At 57.6% G+C, this 16,660-nt stretch carries 14 protein-coding genes; 8 read left to right on the top strand and 6 right to left on the bottom strand.

What is annotated here, in order from left to right:
• Positions 1-405: 405 nt before the first annotated feature.
• The gene (locus FHS18_RS22850) at positions 406-1,419 is read left to right on the top strand and encodes an LLM class flavin-dependent oxidoreductase (RefSeq protein ID WP_183602695.1); all 1,014 of its coding nucleotides are present in this window, start codon (positions 406-408) and stop codon (positions 1,417-1,419) included.
• 93 nt (positions 1,420-1,512) lie between these two features.
• On the opposite strand, the gene FHS18_RS22845 is transcribed toward FHS18_RS22850, so the two are convergent.
• Complete coding sequence (locus FHS18_RS22845; protein WP_183602694.1) at positions 1,513-2,334, bottom strand: DUF3221 domain-containing protein; 822 nt, start codon at positions 2,332-2,334, stop codon at positions 1,513-1,515.
• Positions 2,335-2,372: 38 nt separating this feature from the next.
• The gene (locus tag FHS18_RS22840) at positions 2,373-3,266 is read right to left on the bottom strand and encodes a hypothetical protein (RefSeq protein WP_183602693.1); all 894 of its coding nucleotides are present in this window, start codon (positions 3,264-3,266) and stop codon (positions 2,373-2,375) included.
• A 226-nt stretch (positions 3,267-3,492) separates the two neighbouring features.
• On the opposite strand from FHS18_RS22840, the gene FHS18_RS22835 reads away from it, so the two are divergent.
• The 5 genes from FHS18_RS22835 (at position 3,493) to FHS18_RS22815 (ending at position 9,297) form a co-directional block, all read left to right on the top strand.
• Positions 3,493-5,118, top strand: coding sequence for an AraC family transcriptional regulator (locus FHS18_RS22835; protein ID WP_183602692.1), 1,626 nt, complete (start codon positions 3,493-3,495; stop codon positions 5,116-5,118).
• Positions 5,119-5,388: 270 nt separating this feature from the next.
• The gene (locus FHS18_RS22830) at positions 5,389-6,426 is read left to right on the top strand and encodes an ABC transporter substrate-binding protein (RefSeq protein WP_183602691.1); all 1,038 of its coding nucleotides are present in this window, start codon (positions 5,389-5,391) and stop codon (positions 6,424-6,426) included.
• Between the two features lie 24 nt (positions 6,427-6,450).
• Positions 6,451-7,458: a FecCD family ABC transporter permease gene (locus tag FHS18_RS22825; protein ID WP_183602690.1), complete on the top strand. Its 1,008-nt coding sequence runs from the start codon at positions 6,451-6,453 to the stop codon at positions 7,456-7,458.
• Positions 7,451-8,473, top strand: a complete 1,023-nt coding sequence (locus FHS18_RS22820; RefSeq protein WP_183602689.1) for a FecCD family ABC transporter permease — start codon at positions 7,451-7,453, stop codon at positions 8,471-8,473. Before FHS18_RS22825 ends, FHS18_RS22820 begins: the two co-directional genes overlap by 8 nt.
• Positions 8,474-8,520: 47 nt before the next feature.
• On the top strand, positions 8,521-9,297 hold the full coding sequence (locus FHS18_RS22815) for an alpha/beta hydrolase (protein WP_343060636.1): 777 nt from the start codon (positions 8,521-8,523) through the stop codon (positions 9,295-9,297).
• Positions 9,298-9,359: 62 nt separating this feature from the next.
• Here FHS18_RS22815 and FHS18_RS22810 read toward each other — a convergent pair whose 3' ends face one another.
• The 4 genes from FHS18_RS22810 to FHS18_RS22795 form a co-directional block, all read right to left on the bottom strand.
• Positions 9,360-10,238 carry a LysR family transcriptional regulator gene (locus tag FHS18_RS22810; RefSeq protein WP_221401426.1) on the bottom strand — a complete coding sequence of 293 codons (879 nt, stop codon included), beginning with the start codon at positions 10,236-10,238 and terminating at the stop codon, positions 9,360-9,362.
• A gap of 37 nt (positions 10,239-10,275) precedes the next feature.
• Positions 10,276-10,446: a hypothetical protein gene (locus tag FHS18_RS22805; protein ID WP_183602687.1), complete on the bottom strand. Its 171-nt coding sequence runs from the start codon at positions 10,444-10,446 to the stop codon at positions 10,276-10,278.
• 371 nt (positions 10,447-10,817) lie between these two features.
• The gene (locus FHS18_RS22800) at positions 10,818-12,449 is read right to left on the bottom strand and encodes a response regulator transcription factor (RefSeq protein WP_183602686.1); all 1,632 of its coding nucleotides are present in this window, start codon (positions 12,447-12,449) and stop codon (positions 10,818-10,820) included.
• Positions 12,450-12,603: 154 nt separating this feature from the next.
• On the bottom strand, positions 12,604-14,337 hold the full coding sequence (locus tag FHS18_RS22795) for a sensor histidine kinase (RefSeq protein WP_183602685.1): 1,734 nt from the start codon (positions 14,335-14,337) through the stop codon (positions 12,604-12,606).
• Positions 14,338-14,742: 405 nt separating this feature from the next.
• Between FHS18_RS22795 and FHS18_RS22790 the strand changes: the two genes are divergently transcribed.
• Positions 14,743-15,639 (top strand): ABC transporter permease, encoded by an 897-nt coding sequence (locus FHS18_RS22790; protein ID WP_183602800.1) that lies wholly within the window; start codon positions 14,743-14,745, stop codon positions 15,637-15,639.
• Between the two features lie 12 nt (positions 15,640-15,651).
• Positions 15,652-16,530, top strand: a complete 879-nt coding sequence (locus FHS18_RS22785) for a carbohydrate ABC transporter permease (protein WP_183602684.1) — start codon at positions 15,652-15,654, stop codon at positions 16,528-16,530.
• The last annotated feature ends 130 nt before the right edge of the window (positions 16,531-16,660 follow it).

The following is a 16,660-nucleotide window of genomic DNA, read 5'->3' as shown; positions in this document are numbered from 1 at the left end:
CAAGGCATCAAAGTAACGAACGAAGCTCGAAGCCAGAGCTTTGTCCCATGCAGGGAAGGCGGTCGTTCCTTAACCGACTCTCCGCAGGGACAAAAGCGGTCCAACGCCGAAAGGACACATCGAAGACGGCCGCGTAACGAGCCACGCCGATTACGGGTGTCCAGAGGGCAGTTGCCCTCTGGTTCCCCTCCAATGGAGGGGGAAGGGGCGAGGTGAAGGAAAGGTTGAAGGGGCGAGGCGATAAAACGGTGTCCTGAGGGCGGTAGCCCTTGGTTCCCTCCAATGGAGGGGCTTGGGAGGCTGCACTTGTATTATTTCCTAAATAAACTATACTATTGTTAGTAAATACGATTGGCCGCACGATAAGGAGGGCAACTCGTAATGTTACTAAGGAGGGCAATTCACATGTTACGACTAAGCGTACTAGACCAGACGCCGGTGCCGGAAGGCGCTACGTCTAGAGAAGCGCTGCTCGAGACGATCGAGCTGGCGAAGTTAACGGAGAAGCTCGGATACCATCGTTTCTGGATGTCCGAGCATCATAATACGACAGGCTTGGGCCATTCGAGCCCCGAGGTGCTGATCGCCGCCGTGGCGGCGCAGACGAATACGATTCGCGTCGGCTCCGGCGGAGTGATGCTGCCGCATTACAGCGCGTACAAGGTAGCGGAGAATTTCCGTCTCCTTGAGGCGCTGTATCCCGGCCGGATCGATCTGGGTTTGGGCCGGGCGCCGGGCGGCATGCCGATCGCGACGAGGGCGCTGCAGGAGGGCCGAATGGGCGGCGTTGACCGCTACCCGCAGCAGGTCGAGGACCTGCTCCATTATTTCGGTACCGTCCCGAAGGGAGATCACCGCTTCGGCGGCCTGATCGCTTCGCCCGCAATCGATTCGGCACCGGAGGTATGGCTGCTCGGATCCAGCGGCGACAGTGCCGGGTTGGCAGCGGATCTGGGGTTATCCTTCTCGTTCGCGCAGTTCATTAACGGTGCTGGCGGCGCGTATGCCGTGAAGGCGTACCGGGAGCATTTTACCCCGAATGTGTCCGGGACCGGGCCGCAGGCGATGGTCAGCATATTCGCGATCTGCGCGGATACGGACGAGGAAGCGGAGCGCCTGGCGTCAAGCTTCGACTACCAGTTCCTGCTGCTGGAGCAGGGCAAGCTCTCGGGCGGACTGCTGCCGCCGGAGAAAGTGCCGACGGGCAGCTTCACGCCGATCGAGCGGATGCGCATTCAAGAGAATCGCAAACGGATCGTCATCGGTTCGCCTGAGACGGTCAAATACGAGCTGCTCCGCCTGGCGGATACGTACGGTACCAATGAAATTATGGTCGCTACGATGGTCCATGATTTCGCGGCCAAGCGCCGCTCGTACGAGCTGCTCGCGGAAGCGTTCGTGCTTGCAGACCAAGCGTAAGCAGATCGCTGAGCAACATAGCTTCACACGCAAAAGCCTCCGACCACCGGCACATCTGGATGTGCGGTTATCGGGGGCTTCTTCGTTGCCTGCTTATTTGGAATCCGGAGCGATCGCCATCTTGCGGATCGTCCCTTGAGCTGGCATCGAGTCCGCTACGGCGCCCGTAGACCAGATCTGAACCGTTGTACCCACGGAGAAGTCCGCGAATTCGGCTTGCTTGCCTGCCGCATTCTCCAGCATGGAATCATCTTGCCAGGAGAACCAGTAGTTCGGCTCCGGCGAGCCTTCCTCCTGAATAAGAACGCGTTTGCCCTCCGTATCAACGGTCGTGATGACCCCGACAATCTCCGGTTCGCCGAGCGCGGCGACATGGATGGCCACGATATCCTTGCCCAGCGCCTCTTCGATCACCGCGACGCCGTCCTTGTTCTCCTCAGGCAGATCGAGACTCACTTGGTTGTTAATCACGTCGACGCTGGAGCCCATGATGTTGTATCGGTCAAAAAGCCCGCTATCCATCAGCTTCTGCTGGGCGGCCTCAAGCTCTAGGATCGAGAATTTTGCATCGTGCAGGACGTACGTGTCCGCCGTGAACCGTGCTGCGAACTGCCGCTCGATCTCCGCCGTCAGTCCGACGACGTTGACATGCAGCTTACCGCCGTTCAGATAAATATCGCCGTTCTTGAAATCGGCTTCGCTTAAGAACGAGCGAATCGACTCCGGAGATGCGGCGACCGGCTGTCCGGCCGGATTGTCGACTTCTCCGCCCGCTTGCCCGCTGACGCCGTCATCCGGTGCGCTAGCTTGCGGAGCAGACGGAACGTCGTTCTGTTCCTTGCTTCCGCAGGCGCTGACCAAGGCGGCGGCGAGCACGAGAACGGCAGACGTGCGCAGGATAGACTTGCGTTTCATCGGCAGCAGCTCCTTTTGTGGCCGAACATGATGCCCTATTAGTTGCTTGCAATGGAATTAAGGGACAGGAACGCGTGCGTGCCGAAGCCATCATTCGCTTCACCCACCGGAATATTGACGTTGAACTGATAAGCAGCGCCGTCGATTTCTTTGACGATGACTTCTTTCGTCACCTTCTCGGTGCTAGCTAACAGGAACAGCTTCGCATCACGCATGTTGGCCGTAATTTCTTCGCCCTTCAGCTCATGGACCTCGCCGGTGGAAGCTAATGTCTCCACGGCTTCCTTGTGCACGTCCTCCAGCGTATAGTCCGGGGCGAGCGGTACAATCTCAACCGAGTAGTCCGGGAAAGCCGTCATATATAGCTTGTTAGCCGCGGCATCGAACGTGAACATGTCGAAGACGTACAGCGAGTACCCGTTGCCCTCGGCCAGTTTCGCCGTACGGGTCTCTTTCATCCCTTCGAGCTCCATCTCGAAGTCCTGCGTGGCCGGTCGGCTGCCCGATTCGCCGCCGCCTTGTTCGGCAGCCGCGACTTTCGTAAGCTTCGTCACGAACCGCTGCTTCACGCCATCCGTCGATTTCTCTGTATACTCGACTTCCACGGCGTCATTCTCTTGCAGTTGCTCCAGCACAGCCGGGTCGAAGCTGTCGCCGAATTGGAAGGCAGTCGGTCCTTCCGGCAGAATAACTTCAATCGAAGTCGTGTCCATCTGTCCCGTGTAGCTGCCGACAGCCGTGAGCGTACTGCCTTCAGCCTCCGGCGCGGCAGGCTCGGTAACCCCTGTATTGGTGTTGCCTTCGTCCCCATTCGTTTCTTGCCCTTGATTGTTAGCAGGCGTCTGTGCTTCGTTGTTCGAGTTGCAAGCTGCCAGAGAGACCGCCAGGACGGCCGTAAGCAGCGCAGCTGCGATGCGTTTGGATTTATTCATCGTGTAAGCACCTCCTGCTATTCTGACGATTCAAAGTCGCAATTGGTTGCAAAAAGCTTGTTACAGCATCAGGTATCGGCAGGTTATCCCCGGAATATACAAGTGAGGTAAAGCTAGGCATGAGGACGATCCTTTGCTATACTTAATTTAGAATGAGAATCATTATCACTTCAGAGGGTAGTGATAGGCACGGTCTGATGAAAGCGATAAAGAGGAGGCGGGGAGCATGGCCAAGCCATACCCGTTCGAGGAGATCCGGGAGAAGCTGAACTTCGACAGCTTGACGGTTCGGCTGCGCGGGATAGAAGGCGTTAAGGGGGCAGGAGGTTACCGCGTGCCGAACCAGCTGGCGGCTACCTATGTGTTCATCGTAATCAAGCAGGGAGAGGGCTGGCTGACGCGGGATAGCCGGTCGTGCCGGTTAACCAAGGGAGGCGTATATTGCTGCGCTCCGGAGCAGACGTTCGGCATCGAATGCGACCCGGCCTCGGAGATGGAGCTTACGGTCATCCGGTTCGATCTGTTCCGGGACGCGGCAAGAGGCAGCAGGCTGGAGAGAGTCAAAGGCGTGCAGCTGCTGGGCGGCCGGGAAGAGATTATCCCTTCCTCCGCGGAAGGTGCCGTGAGCCGTTGCGAGGAAATTCGCAAGTTGTGGCACAGCGGGGAGGAGCATGGCCGTTTCCGAAGCCAGCTTGCGTTCATGGAACTGTTGTACCGGCTTGTGACACTGACGAGTCAGGCCGAAGGAAGCTCGCATTCCGCGCTGGAACGGACGAGAGCCTATATGGAGGCGCATGCGTCGGACAATTTGACGATCGATCTGCTTGCGAAGGTGGCCGAGCTGAGTCCGAAATACTTTGCCGACTTATATAAGAAGACGTACGGGATCAGCGTCATGGATGAGGTAACGCGCCTTAGGATCAGCAAAGCGAAGCAGCTGATGCTGCAGTCTGATCTCCGGCTAAGGGATATTGCTCACGAGGTCGGCTACAGCGACGAATTCTACTTCAGCCGGCGCTTCAAGCAGGAGGTCGGCGTATCGCCAAGCGCTTATATTCAGAGCCGTCGCCGCAAAATCGCGGCTTTTGGCGCGCCTGTCATCGGACATCTGCTGGCCCTTGGCATTATGCCGTATGCGGCGCCCCTGCATCCGAAGTGGACGGGATATTACTATCGCACCTACGGGGAAGAAATCCTCGTCCATCTGAACGGATTCCGGCAATCGCAGGAATGGGAAGAGAATGCGGCCGCGCTTGAGGCCGCCAAGCCGGACCTCATTGTCGGCCTTAGCGAGCTGACGGAGGAACAGCGGAACCGGATCGAGCGGATTGCGCCCGTGTTCTATATCCCCGAAGGCAGCTGGCGGGAGCAGTTATTGGTATTGGCGGACTTCCTGGGCGAGACGGCGGAGGCCAACCGTTGGCTCGCCGCTTACGAACGTACGGCGGCAGAAGCGGCCGACGCGATTCGCAGGCACATCGGCGGGGAGCGGGTGCTGGCAGTCCGGATGCTGAAGAACCGGCTGTATGCGACGCACAATCGGACGATAGACGAGGTATTGTTCGGCGATCTGCAGGTGGAGGCGGCTGTGCAGATTCAGACGGGAGACCGAGACGTGCCGCTGAACGTCGAGAAGCTCTCTGCCATCGGCGCGGACCGGATCCTGATGATGGTGTGCCATGAGACCGAGACGCTGGCGGAATGGAAGGCGCTGCAAGCCGATCCGAGGTGGCAGAGCATTCCGGCCGTTCGGCTGGGGCATGTGCATATGCTGCCTTCGGATCCTTGGCGGGAATATTCGCCGATTGCGCTTGAACGCGCCGTGCGCGAGGCAAGAGCGCTGCTTACGTAGGATACGGCGGAGGGAAGAATGACGGCAGGACAACGAAGTATGGACAGATAACAGTAAATTGTTGGTGGCAATATCGGTGCGCGGGCGGCAGTCGACGAGCCAACCCTATTCACACCAATGGAGCACATTCTCGGCTCATTCGGGTAATCGTCCATGTTTCAACCGGATATTGTCCATTGTCGTACCTTCCCTCCGCCTTTATAATGTCCAATGAGAATGATTATCATTATTTTCGTGAAGGCGAGGAAACGAAAGGAGTTTGTTTAACAGATGAAGAAAATTTTTGGTTTCATGAGCATGATGATTTTGGTGCTTGCTTTGGCTGCGTGCGGAAGCAACAACGGCGGCAACGGCGGAGAGGGCAATCAAGCCGAGAACACGACCGCAGCAGGCAACGGCGCTTCGAATACAACGTCAACGAACACCGCGGCGAATGCCGGCGGCACAGAGGCGGCAGACGCAGCAGCTACAAGAACGATTACTTATCTGGACCAGCAAGTTGAGGTGCCGGGCAAGGTGGAGCGCATCGTCATTACGGGTTCGATGGAAGCGATGGAGGATGCGTTGGTGCTGGACGTGAAGCCGGTAGGAGCAATCACGTTCGCCGGCCAATTCCCGGCGCTGTTCGCGCCGATTACCGGCGAAGCCGAGTCGATCGGCGAGAAGTCGGAGCCGAACTACGAGACGATTCTCGGCCTGAAGCCTGACGTTATCCTCGGCACGTCGAAGTTCAAACCGGAAGTCGTGGACCAGTTGAAGAAGATCGCGCCGCTCATTCAGGTGTCGCATATCTCGACCAACTGGGAGGCGAACATCACGCTGCTTGGCGAGCTGACGGGCAAGCAAGATTTGGCCCAACAAGAGATCGAGCAGTACAAGGCTGATGCCGAGGCTGCCAAAGTGACGCTGGCGGAGAAGGTGAAGGACAAGAAAGTCGTCGCGATTCGAATTCGTGCCGGCAAAATGTTCGTCTATCCGGAAACCGTATTCGTCAATCCGCTCCTGTACGGCGATCTGGGGCTGACGCCTCCGGCCGAGGTTACGTCAGCGAAGGCGCAAGCGGAGATCTCGGTCGAGCAGTTCGCCGCGATGAACCCGGATTATCTGTTCATCCAGTTCTCCGAGTCGGAGAATGCGGATACGCCGAATGCGCTGGACGAATTGAAGAACAACCCGATCATGAAGAACGTGAATGCGCTCAAGAACGATAAGGCGTTCGTGAACGTCATCGACCCGCTCGCGGAAGGCGGTCCGGCATGGAGCCGCATCAACTTCCTGAAAGCGGCCGTAGAAAAGCTTAGCCAATAATGTGAGGCAGGACGTGTGTCGATAATGCGATTCCAAACTGTCATGAAGACCTTTATTTTGCTGCTGGCGCCCTTCGCTATCGCAGCCACGATAGTAATCTCCATCCTTTTCGGAGCGAAGGACATTCATACCGGCACCATTATGGATGCGGTCTTTCATTTCAATCCTGACAGCATGGATCATCAGATTGTCATGACGTCAAGGCTGCCGCGGGTCATCGGCGCCCTTCTGATCGGGGCGTTCCTAGCGGTATCGGGCGCTATGATGCAGGGGATGACAAGGAACTATCTTGCTTCTCCTTCCATCATGGGGGTATCCGACGGCTCGGTATTCGTCATCACCGTCTGCATGATTCTGCTGCCGGCCAGCTCGCAGCTGGATTTGATTCTCTATTCCCTTCTCGGCTCAGCGGTCGGCGCAGGAATCGTATTCGGGCTCGCTTGGCTATTGCCGAACGGACTTTCGCCTGTTCGGATGGCCATCCTGGGTACCATTATCGGCACCTTCCTCAATTCGGTATCCGAGGCGATGTCGACGTATTTCCAAATCTCCCAGAAGCTCAGCTTCTGGTATAACGCGAGGCTGCACCAGATGGACCCGACGATGATTAAGCTGGCGATCCCGTTCGCGATTGTCGGTCTGGCGCTGGCCGTCGTGCTCTCCCGTTCGATCACGGTCCTGTCGCTCGGCGATGACATTGCCGCGAATCTGGGACAGCGGACGACGCTCGTGAAGGTGCTGACCTTGATCAGCGTTATCTTGCTGACCGGCATATCGGTAGCGCTCGCGGGCAAAATCGCCTTCGTCGGGCTGCTCGTCCCGCACATCACCCGTTATTTGGTCGGCATCGATTACCGCTGGGTCATCCCATGTTCGGCGATTCTCGGGGCCGTATTCCTGGCATGGTGCGATATCGTCAGCCGCTTCATCAATCATCCGTTCGAGACGCCGATCGGGGTGGTCACCGCCATCTTCGGCGTGCCTTTCTTCCTCTATCTGATCAAAACAAGAGGAGGCGGGAAGCATGCCTAACCGGTCGAAGAAACGTCTGTGGTCCGTCCTTATCGTCACCTGGTTCATTATTGCGGCCGCGGTCTACATCAGCATTACGAACGGCACCTTCGATATCTCGGTGAAGGATGTCGTTAAGACGCTGCTGCGGATCGATCCGGTGCCGGATCACGATCTGGTCATCTTTGAATTCCGATTGCCGCGGATCGTCATCGGCGCCATGGTCGGCTTTATGCTCGGGATCGCGGGTGCCGTCATACAGGGCATTACGCGCAACGGCCTTGCCGATACCGGGATGCTCGGCATCAATGCCGGCGCAGGTACGGCGACCGTCGTATTTATCTTCCTGTTCGCCGGCCAAGTCAGCGAGCTGGGCTGGTGGTCGGTGCTCGCGATGCCGCTGTGCGGCTTGGCCGGCGGCCTGCTCGCCGTGTCGCTCATCTTCCTTTTTGCCAAAGAAAACGGCCGTCTTGATCCGCAGCGTCTCATCCTCGTCGGGATCGCGATCGCTTCGGGCTTCAGCTCGCTGACGCTCTACGTCTCGCTGAAGATGAATCCGCAAGACTTCGAGATGGCGACGGTATGGCTTGCAGGCAGCGTATACAGCGCCAACTGGACGTTCGTGGCGGCAATGGTGCCATGGCTCGTTATTCTCGTGCCTCTCGTCTGGTCGAGAGCTTATATTCTGGACGTGTTCCAGCTCGAAGAGAACAGCGTCCGCAGCATCGGCGTGTCGGTCGAACGAGAGAAGCGCTGGCTCTTGGTCGGCTGCGTAGGCCTGGTCAGTGCCTGCGTCGCGGTTGCGGGCAGCATCGGCTTCGTCGGCCTCATTGCGCCGCATATCGCGCGCCGGTTGGTCGGGCATGCCCATATGCGCATCATTCCGGTATGCGGATTCATCGGCATGGCGATGGTGGTCGTCGGCGATCTGATCGGCAAATCGATCTTCGCGCCGGCGCAGCTGCCGGTAGGTATCGTCATTGCGATTATCGGCGTTCCGTATTTCGTCTACTTGCTATTCAAAACAAGAGGTTAGCCGGTCATCCAGCGCACCTGGCTGCACGGGAAAAGGAGGAAGGGCTTGTGATCGGATCGATGAAACGAGAGACGGTGGAAGATCGCGAGATATTCGTCTATTTGCCGCCGTCCTATGGTGAGGGCGATGGACGCTATCCGGTGGTCTACCTGCAAGATGGCGGTTATCTGGCGGAGGACAGCTTGAACTTGCTCGAGCATCAATTCGTCATCGGGGAGCTGCCGGAGCTGATCTTCGTCGGCATCCCTACGGAGAATCGGAATGCGGAGTATACGCCGTGGCCCGCGAAGGCGCTGGTGAGCCGATTCGCGGATTTCCCCGGCGAGGGCGACCGCTACTTGGCTTTCCTTGTGGAGCGGCTGAAACCGCATATTGACGCCTCGTACCGGACGCTATCCGGACCTCCGCACACGGGGATTGCCGGCGCCTCCCTTGGCGCATTGATCTCGCTGTACGGCTGGTATCGGTATCCGGAGGTATTCGGGCGCATCATTTCACTGTCGGCTTCCTTCTGGTATGAGGGCTTCGTCGACTTCGTGAAAGAGCAGCCGCTGCCGTCCGAAGCCGCGAAGGTCTATATGTATGTCGGCGATCTGGAAGGCGTCTATAAGGACAACATCCAGCAGCATATGGTGCCGGCGACGCATGAGATTTACCAGACGCTGCTGGACAAGGGGCTTGGACCGGAGCAGCTGGCGTTCCATCTGGGGGAGGAAGCGACCCACGATACGGTCTTCTTCCTGCAGCAATTCCCGGAGGCGCTCGCTTGGCTGTTCCAGGGGCAGGACGAAGCAGCGAGCGTGCAAATGGAAGAACTCGCCTAAGGGGCGAGCAACATAAGAAGCATGCTGCCATGTGGCGGCATGCTTTTTTGACGTGCTGATGGCTACGTCTGCGGGAGGTCCGTACCCTGTTCCTGGACTAGGTCCATGAAGTGGCGAATCGCCGGGTCGAGCCATTTGCGCTTATGATGGACGATCTGGGTGTGGAACGTAATCTCCGGATGGCGGAAGGGGAGCTGGACTAGCCTGCCTTCCTCAAGCTCTCGGCTGACGGCGATCTGCGGCAGCAGCCCAATACCGAGGCCGAAGCCGACGCATTGTTTGATCGCCTCAAGGCTGCCGAATTCGTTGTGGATGTGGTAATCGACGCCGTGCTTGGTCAGCAGGCGCTCGAAGGCACAGCGGTAATTGCAGCTTTTTTCCGTGGCGATGTAAGACTGGCCGAACAGCTCCGCGATCTCGAGCGGTTCCTCCCGGAATAGGGCATGATTCGGCGCGGCAACTAGAATGATTGGTTCCTCGCGCACGAAGATATGGTTCACATCATCGTCATTGCACCGCGTGTCGAGCGTGACGCCGACGTCGAGCTCGCCGCTCTTCACCCCCTGGAGCACCTGCAGCTCGGTTAACGGACGCACCTGCAGATTGATCTGAGGGAAGGACTGGCGGAACCGGTGGAAGACAGGCGGGAGGAAGAACGCGACCATCGACTCGATCGTGCCGATAATGAGATTGCCCTTGATCTGCCTGGAGAAGACGTGCTTGGATTCATCGTATAACGTGAGGATTTGGTCGAAAATGATGTGGAGCTGCTCACCGGCCGACGTCAGGCGCATGGAGCGGCCGAACCGTTCGAAGAGGACGACGCCGTATTCGTTCTCTAGTTTCTGAATATGCGTCGTGACGCTCGATTGCACGTAGCCGAGATTCTCGGCCGCTTTGGTGAAGCTGTGGCAGCGGGCGACCTCCATGAAGGTTTTCAAATACGTTAGATCCAACTTGCATCACCGCCGCTTATCGTTAGAAATGGTAGGTAGAGAACATCGACCGGAACAGTGCCGTCAGCAGCAGGAACGAGCGTCGCTTCGGCTTCTCCATCCCGAATGCTTGGCGGCGCAGCTCCAGCTTGCGGTCGACTTCCTTACGCTCGTATTCCCATAGTTTATAAGCAACATATTCCTCGTTCAACATTTTTATCGCCCCCCGAGCATGTTGTGAACAAATTGTGTCTTTGTTGTTCACATCGTACCATCGCTGCGGCCGAACCAGTTATCGAACGTTTGTGATGGGAAGAATCGGAAATGTCGATGGAAACGGTTACCGGTTACGGAGGGGGTAATGGGGGAGAGGCTGTCTTAGTTGCAGCTAGTGAAATATAAGCGCAGTTAAAAGTTAAGCGTGCGAATGATTCATGTGGCGAACGGATTATGAACGAGCAGGAGATGAGAACGTCGGAGACTGCTTGAAGATGGCGAAACGAACGAAGGAGGAGGGACCGATAACGGGTATCCTCCTCCTGTTGCATGTATGTAACGGGATGTATCTTCTACCGCCTAAAACTGCTAGACCCCGAGTTTATTCCGGTACTCCTGCGGCGTTAAGCCGTAGTGCTTTTTGAACAGCTGGATGAAATAGCTGGGCTTCTGGTAGCCGAGCATGACCGAGATTTCATAGATCTTCTCCGGCGACTGCGCGAGCAGGGTGGAAGCTTTCTCCATGCGGATCCGCAGCATATATTCGCTGATGCCTTCGCCGGTCTCGAGCTTATAGATTTTGGACAAATACGACGGATTGAGGTAGACGCTCGCCGAGATCGTATGGAGCGAGGCGCTGTCGAGATTGCGCGCGATGAAGTCCTGCACCTGCCGGACGATCGACGAACGGGAGTCTTTGTCGCCGCTGCTCACGGACTTGCGGTAGCTGGCGATGACGCGCTGCGACCAGCTGCGCAGCTCCTCCACCGTTGCGAGCGGCTGTCCGCTTGGGGCGGTGTAGAAGTCGCTGCCGATGGTGTCGGCCAGCCACTTTTTGTTCTTATGGATGAGCGCCGCGATTGTGCCTGCCAGCATGAGATATACCTCGAGAATATACTCCTGCGAGCCATGCCACTCGTTCTCCAACTCGCGGAGAATGGCTTCGAGCTTCTCGTCCGCCGCTTCCCAATTGCCGATCTCGAGCATGGAGCTGAGCGTCGGGGGACGATGAAGCTCGCTGAGCAGCTGGGGTTCGCCGCGCGTCGGCGCCTTGGCAAGCGACACGAACAGCTCGGTATCGCGCCCGATGAAATGCCGGAAGCTGGCGAGCGACGATTGATAGAGCGAGCTGATCTCGCCCGGGAACTGACCGCGGTTGCTGGTCAGCACCGAGATGCCGACGCGCAAGTAAGATTTGGCCGCATGCTGCAAGAGGGCCGCTTGTGTCTCCAGCCAGCTCTCGAGCTCGGCGGGGTCTAGCGCAGCCTCGGCTTGTTTCGGCGTCAGCAGGCAGACGATGTAACCGTTCATATCCTTGCAGTGCCACAGATGCATCCGGTCGCCGAATAGCTCCTGCGCAATATTCGTCAGCGCATAATCGAGCAGCGCTTCGCTGTCGCCGTCATAACGCTGCGAGGTATCGTCGATCCGCAGCAGCATCATGTGGCAGCCGTCGCCTTCGCGCAGCGGGATTTCGTACATGTCGAGTCGCTTGGCCAGAAGGGAGGCGGACGGCGTCGTTTTGCCCGTGATCAAGTCGAGCAGCATGTATTCGCGCAGCTTCGGCAGCTGTTCCCGCAGGGCATACATGGCCCGCTGGGTCGAGGCGATCTCCTGCCATTCCTGCTCGAGGTCGCCGATCGCCTTGCGGACGGCTTCCATCAGCTCCTCGTCGGCGACGGGTTTGAGCAGATAATCGCTTGATTTCAACTGGAGCGCCTGCTTCGTGTACTCGAAATCCGCGTAGCCGGTCAGCAGAATGCACTTCGTATGCTTCCAGTTCTTCTTGATCTCCCCGATCAGCTCGAGTCCCGACATGCCCGGCATCCGGATATCGGTGACGACGACGTCGATGGAATGCTCCCGCATCACCTCGAGCGCCTCCCGCCCCGAGTAAGCTTTGTGGACCGTATCGATCCCGACCGTATCCCAAGGCAGCATGTCGGCCAGATCGTCGGCGAGCACCGTCTGGTCGTCGATAATGAGCAAGGAATGCATCATGGACACCTCTTTCTCTTTCGTTAGGGCTAGTGTGAAGCCTGCGTTCGTTGCATGGCGGTAAAAGCGCGAATCAATCCGATGCCGAGCGCCTATGTGAGCGAAAAAGCAGCATTGGCACGACTGAGCAGCAGTCGAGTAAACATTCCGCCGTCCCTCACGCCACCGCGCTATCCGCTTTGTTCGGCCAGTACAGCTCGATGGTGAGGCCGCCTTCGCTGGGGCGAATGATGCGCAGGCCCGCGTCGGCGCCGAACTGCAGCTGCATCCGCTGGCGCGTGTTCCACAGGGCGCAGCCTTTGTCCTCGGTCAGCGGCATCGACAGCTGCTGGAGCAGCCCGGCGAGCTGCTCCTCCGTGACGCCGATCCCGTCGTCGGTGACGGTGAGCACGTTGTAGCGGTCATTGCGGCTGCCGGTCACCCGAATCATGCCGCAGCCGACCGGCTCGATGCCGTGCAGCACCGCATTCTCGACGAGCGGCTGCAAGATAAGGCGCGGAATCTCGAGTTCCCGCATCGACTCCGGAATATCCATCTCGTACGTCAAATCCTGTACCTTGATCGCCTGGATCGCCAGGTAGCTGGACACCAGATCGAGCTCTTCCCGCAGCTCGGCCGTATGCCGCTCGGAGCGGGTGGTGTAGCGGTAATATTTGCTCAGATGAAGGGCAAGCTCCATAACGGTTTCCTTCTCCCCAAGGCGGGTCAAGCTGCGGATCAGCGTGAAGCAGTTGTACAGAAAATGCGGATTGATCTGCGATTGCAGCTGCTTCAGATTGGCGTCGCGCGAGCGGATCGTCTCCATGTACACGTTCTGGATAAGCTGCTCGATCTGCCGCGCCATGTCGTTGAAACTGACGAGCAGGAAGTGGAACTCGTTGCCCGGATGGAAGGTGCGGAGCGTCGGGTACTCGCCGCGTTTGATTTTGCGCACGCCGCGCACCAGCTCCCGGATCGGCACCTGCACGTTCGTGTACAGGAAGTAGGCGGCGATCGTGCTGCCGATGAGCAGGAAGAAGATCGAACCGTAGAACAGGTAGCTGTTCAGCGTAATCGGGCGGACGACGTCTTGGATCGGAATGTAGTCGACCAGGTACATGCCGAGCTCCGGCAGCAGCACGCAGCTGACCGCATATTCACTGCCGGCGAGCTCGAACCGGGTGAACGGATGCTCCGTCAGCGTCTGCAGATCCATCCTGCCGATCAGCTCCTGCTGCAGCTCCCGGTTCGCATTATGCGTCCCGATGACGTCGCCTTCCGGCGAGATGAAGAACGGATCGCCCTTGCCGCCCTCCTTGAACCGGTCGAGCGCCTTGTTGAGCTCCGTCACGGGGAAGCTCATCTCCACGATCAAGGTCGCCTTGTCCACCGGCGCGTCGAACGGCTCGGTTATGTACCGGACGAAGCGCGGCTGCTTGCGGAAGTAGGGCGCGACGTCGTCGGTATATCGCCACACCCGCGAGAAGTTGTTGTGGATCAGGTCGTAATCGTACTGCAGCGAAGAGTTGGAGGAGACGAAAGTGCGCGTATCCGGCGCATAGATGCTGAGCGTCGTGTCCCAAGTGGAGGAGGCGATGAGCAGCTTCAGCTTGTCGTCGATCCGCAGCTTCTCGTAGGTCTGCTCGTACAGCGTGGCGATCTCGATGAATTCGAGCGCCCGGACATTGATGTCTTCGCTGATGACGAGCCCGCTCTTGGACAGCTGCTGCGCGATCCCATCGGTCTGGGCGGCGAAGAAGGAGAGGTCCTTGTACATCGATTTCTCCACTTCGTCCGAGACGATCTGCAGGCTGGTACGATTGGAGAACCAGTACAGCCCGATGATCGGGATCAGCAGCATAAGGATAAGGCCGACGATTTTTGTAAACGTATTCAAACGGAGCTTCAGCATAACGCATCCCCCCAGGCGGATGTGGTAAAGGTAGTTCAAAAAGTCACCAATTGATCACGAAGCCATTCAAGGAGCAGCTCGGCATCGAATCTTGCGTTCAGCCTTGAAGTCTGGTGCTCATTTAGGTTTGCCTAAACTTAAGCTCCTCCTTCTTCGCCTTCACGTAACCTTCTCGGCGCTGAATTGTCGTCTTTTTGAACACGCAATGACTCGCAGAAAACAAAATTTGTGGTCTCGTTCCAAAATCTTTGGCACAGACGGATAAAATTGGCCGTTGCTATACTTACTATTGCAGGATGATAGCGCAGCTGTCAATCCGAGCGTAAAGAGGGTGGAGTGGATTAAGGGATGCAGACAACGACGAAGGCGCTCCGGGCGCCGGGCATACAAAGCGGACAGGCCAGGATGAAAGGGTTCCTGAGGCGAACGTGGCCGCTGCACCTGATGCTGCTTCCGGCGGTTATTCTGCAGCTAATCTTCGGCTATTTGCCGCTGGGGGGCCTCGTGATCGCCTTCAAGGACTTCAAGCCTTATGACGGGATCTGGGGATCGGCCTGGGTGGGCCTTGAGCACTTCCGCTTCATGTTCGAATATCCGGACAGCAAGCAGGTCATCATCAACACGGCGCTGATCGCCGGGCTCAAAATCATGTTCAACATCGCGGTGCCATTCATCTTCGCGCTGCTGCTCAACGAAGTGCGCCGCAGTTCGGTCAAGCGGACCGTGCAGACGCTGGTGTACTTGCCCTACTTCATCTCGTGGGTCTTCTTGGGTGGCATTCTGACCGACATGCTCGCGTCGGACGGCATCGTGAACAGCCTCTTGAACAGCTGGTTCGGGATCGAACCGATCCTGTTCCTCGGCGAAGGCAATTGGTTCCGGTTCACCGTCGTGCTCAGCGACGTCTGGCAGCAGTTCGGCTTCGGCACGATCGTCTATCTGGCGGCGCTCGCGGGCGTTAACCCGTCCTTGTACGAGGCGGCCGAGGTCGACGGCGCAACGAGATGGCAGCAGACGATTCATGTGACGATACCGTCGCTCATTCCGATCGTGATCGTGGTCGGGACGCTGGCGATGGGCAACATTCTGAACGCGGACTTCGACCAGATCTTCAACCTGTACAATCCGCTTGTGTACGAGAAAGGGGATATCATCGACACGTTCGTGTACCGCACCGGCATTCTGAACGGCCAGTACAGCTTCGGCACCGCGGTCGGGATTTTCAAATCGGTCGTCGGATTCGTGCTCATCGTAATCGGCTATCGGATTGCGTATAAGCTGGCAGACTACAAAATCTTTTAAGGGGTGCGGGGCATGTACTACAAATCTACGGGATATAGAACGTTTACGGTATTCAACTATCTGGTGCTGCTGCTGGCGGGTACGCTCTGCGTACTGCCGATCATTCACATTCTAGCCGTCAGCTTCAGCGCGAGCGCGCCGGCCAACGCCCATCTGGTGGGCCTATGGCCGGTGGACTTCAACGTCGAATCGTACACGAAGACGATGAACAACCCGAACTTCCTGCGGGCGTTCCTCATCGCGATCGAACGGACGGCGCTCGGCACCTTCATCACGATGAGCGTCATTACGCTGGCGGGTTATGCGCTCTCGAAGGACAGCTCCGCGCTTCGCAGCCGCAGCGTCTATGCGTGGTTCTTCGTCTTCACGATGCTGTTCAACGGCGGCGTCATTCCGACGTACATCCTCATCCGCAACTTGCACATGATGGATACGATCTGGGCGCTCGTGCTGCCGGGGGCGGTGCAGGTGTTCAACATGATTCTGCTCATGAACTTTTTCAAAGCCACGCCGAAGGAGCTGGAAGAAGCCGCCCTCATCGACGGCGCGGGCCACTTCACGATTCTGTTCAAGGTGTACCTGCCGCTGGCCCTGCCCGCTATCGCCACCTTGTCGCTCTTCTCGATCGTCGGCAACTGGAATGCGTGGTTCGACGGCCTGCTCTATATTAACGACTACCGCAATTATCCGCTCGCCACGTTCCTGCAGACGATCATCGTCACCCAGGACTTCAGCAAGCTGAATCCGGACGTGAACGAGCTGAAGAACATTTCGCAGCGGACGGTGAAGGCCGCGCAGATCTTCATCGGGATCTTGCCGGTGCTGCTCGTGTATCCGTATTTGCAGCGGTTTTTCGTCAAAGGCATTGTGCTTGGCGCGGTGAAAGAGTAGAACAGAAACAAGGTGAAACGGTTGACGCCGTCTCTCATGGCGCGGGCGCGTTTCATTCCGGAGAAATACAAGATGGTTTTAACCGTGAAACTTATAAACGCTTGTATTTGAACAAATAATTAGCATCGCC

Origin of the sequence: Paenibacillus phyllosphaerae (genome assembly GCF_014192105.1) — a bacterium.
Classification (GTDB): domain Bacteria; phylum Bacillota; class Bacilli; order Paenibacillales; family Paenibacillaceae; genus Paenibacillus_Z; species Paenibacillus_Z phyllosphaerae.
Note: the sequence above shows the minus strand (reverse complement) of the source record. Positions and strands in the feature narration are given on the sequence as shown.

Coding starts and splice junctions, on each gene's coding strand:
- FHS18_RS22850 (WP_183602695.1), top strand. CDS start 406: ATGTTACGACTAAGCGTACTAGACCAGACGCCGGTGCCGGAAGGCGCT.
- FHS18_RS22845 (WP_183602694.1), bottom strand. CDS start 2,334: ATGAAACGCAAGTCTATCCTGCGCACGTCTGCCGTTCTCGTGCTCGCC.
- FHS18_RS22840 (WP_183602693.1), bottom strand. CDS start 3,266: ATGAATAAATCCAAACGCATCGCAGCTGCGCTGCTTACGGCCGTCCTG.
- FHS18_RS22835 (WP_183602692.1), top strand. CDS start 3,493: ATGGCCAAGCCATACCCGTTCGAGGAGATCCGGGAGAAGCTGAACTTC.
- FHS18_RS22830 (WP_183602691.1), top strand. CDS start 5,389: ATGAAGAAAATTTTTGGTTTCATGAGCATGATGATTTTGGTGCTTGCT.
- FHS18_RS22825 (WP_183602690.1), top strand. CDS start 6,451: ATGCGATTCCAAACTGTCATGAAGACCTTTATTTTGCTGCTGGCGCCC.
- FHS18_RS22820 (WP_183602689.1), top strand. CDS start 7,451: ATGCCTAACCGGTCGAAGAAACGTCTGTGGTCCGTCCTTATCGTCACC.
- FHS18_RS22805 (WP_183602687.1), bottom strand. CDS start 10,446: ATGTTGAACGAGGAATATGTTGCTTATAAACTATGGGAATACGAGCGT.
- FHS18_RS22800 (WP_183602686.1), bottom strand. CDS start 12,449: ATGATGCATTCCTTGCTCATTATCGACGACCAGACGGTGCTCGCCGAC.
- FHS18_RS22795 (WP_183602685.1), bottom strand. CDS start 14,337: ATGCTGAAGCTCCGTTTGAATACGTTTACAAAAATCGTCGGCCTTATC.
- FHS18_RS22790 (WP_183602800.1), top strand. CDS start 14,743: ATGAAAGGGTTCCTGAGGCGAACGTGGCCGCTGCACCTGATGCTGCTT.
- FHS18_RS22785 (WP_183602684.1), top strand. CDS start 15,652: ATGTACTACAAATCTACGGGATATAGAACGTTTACGGTATTCAACTAT.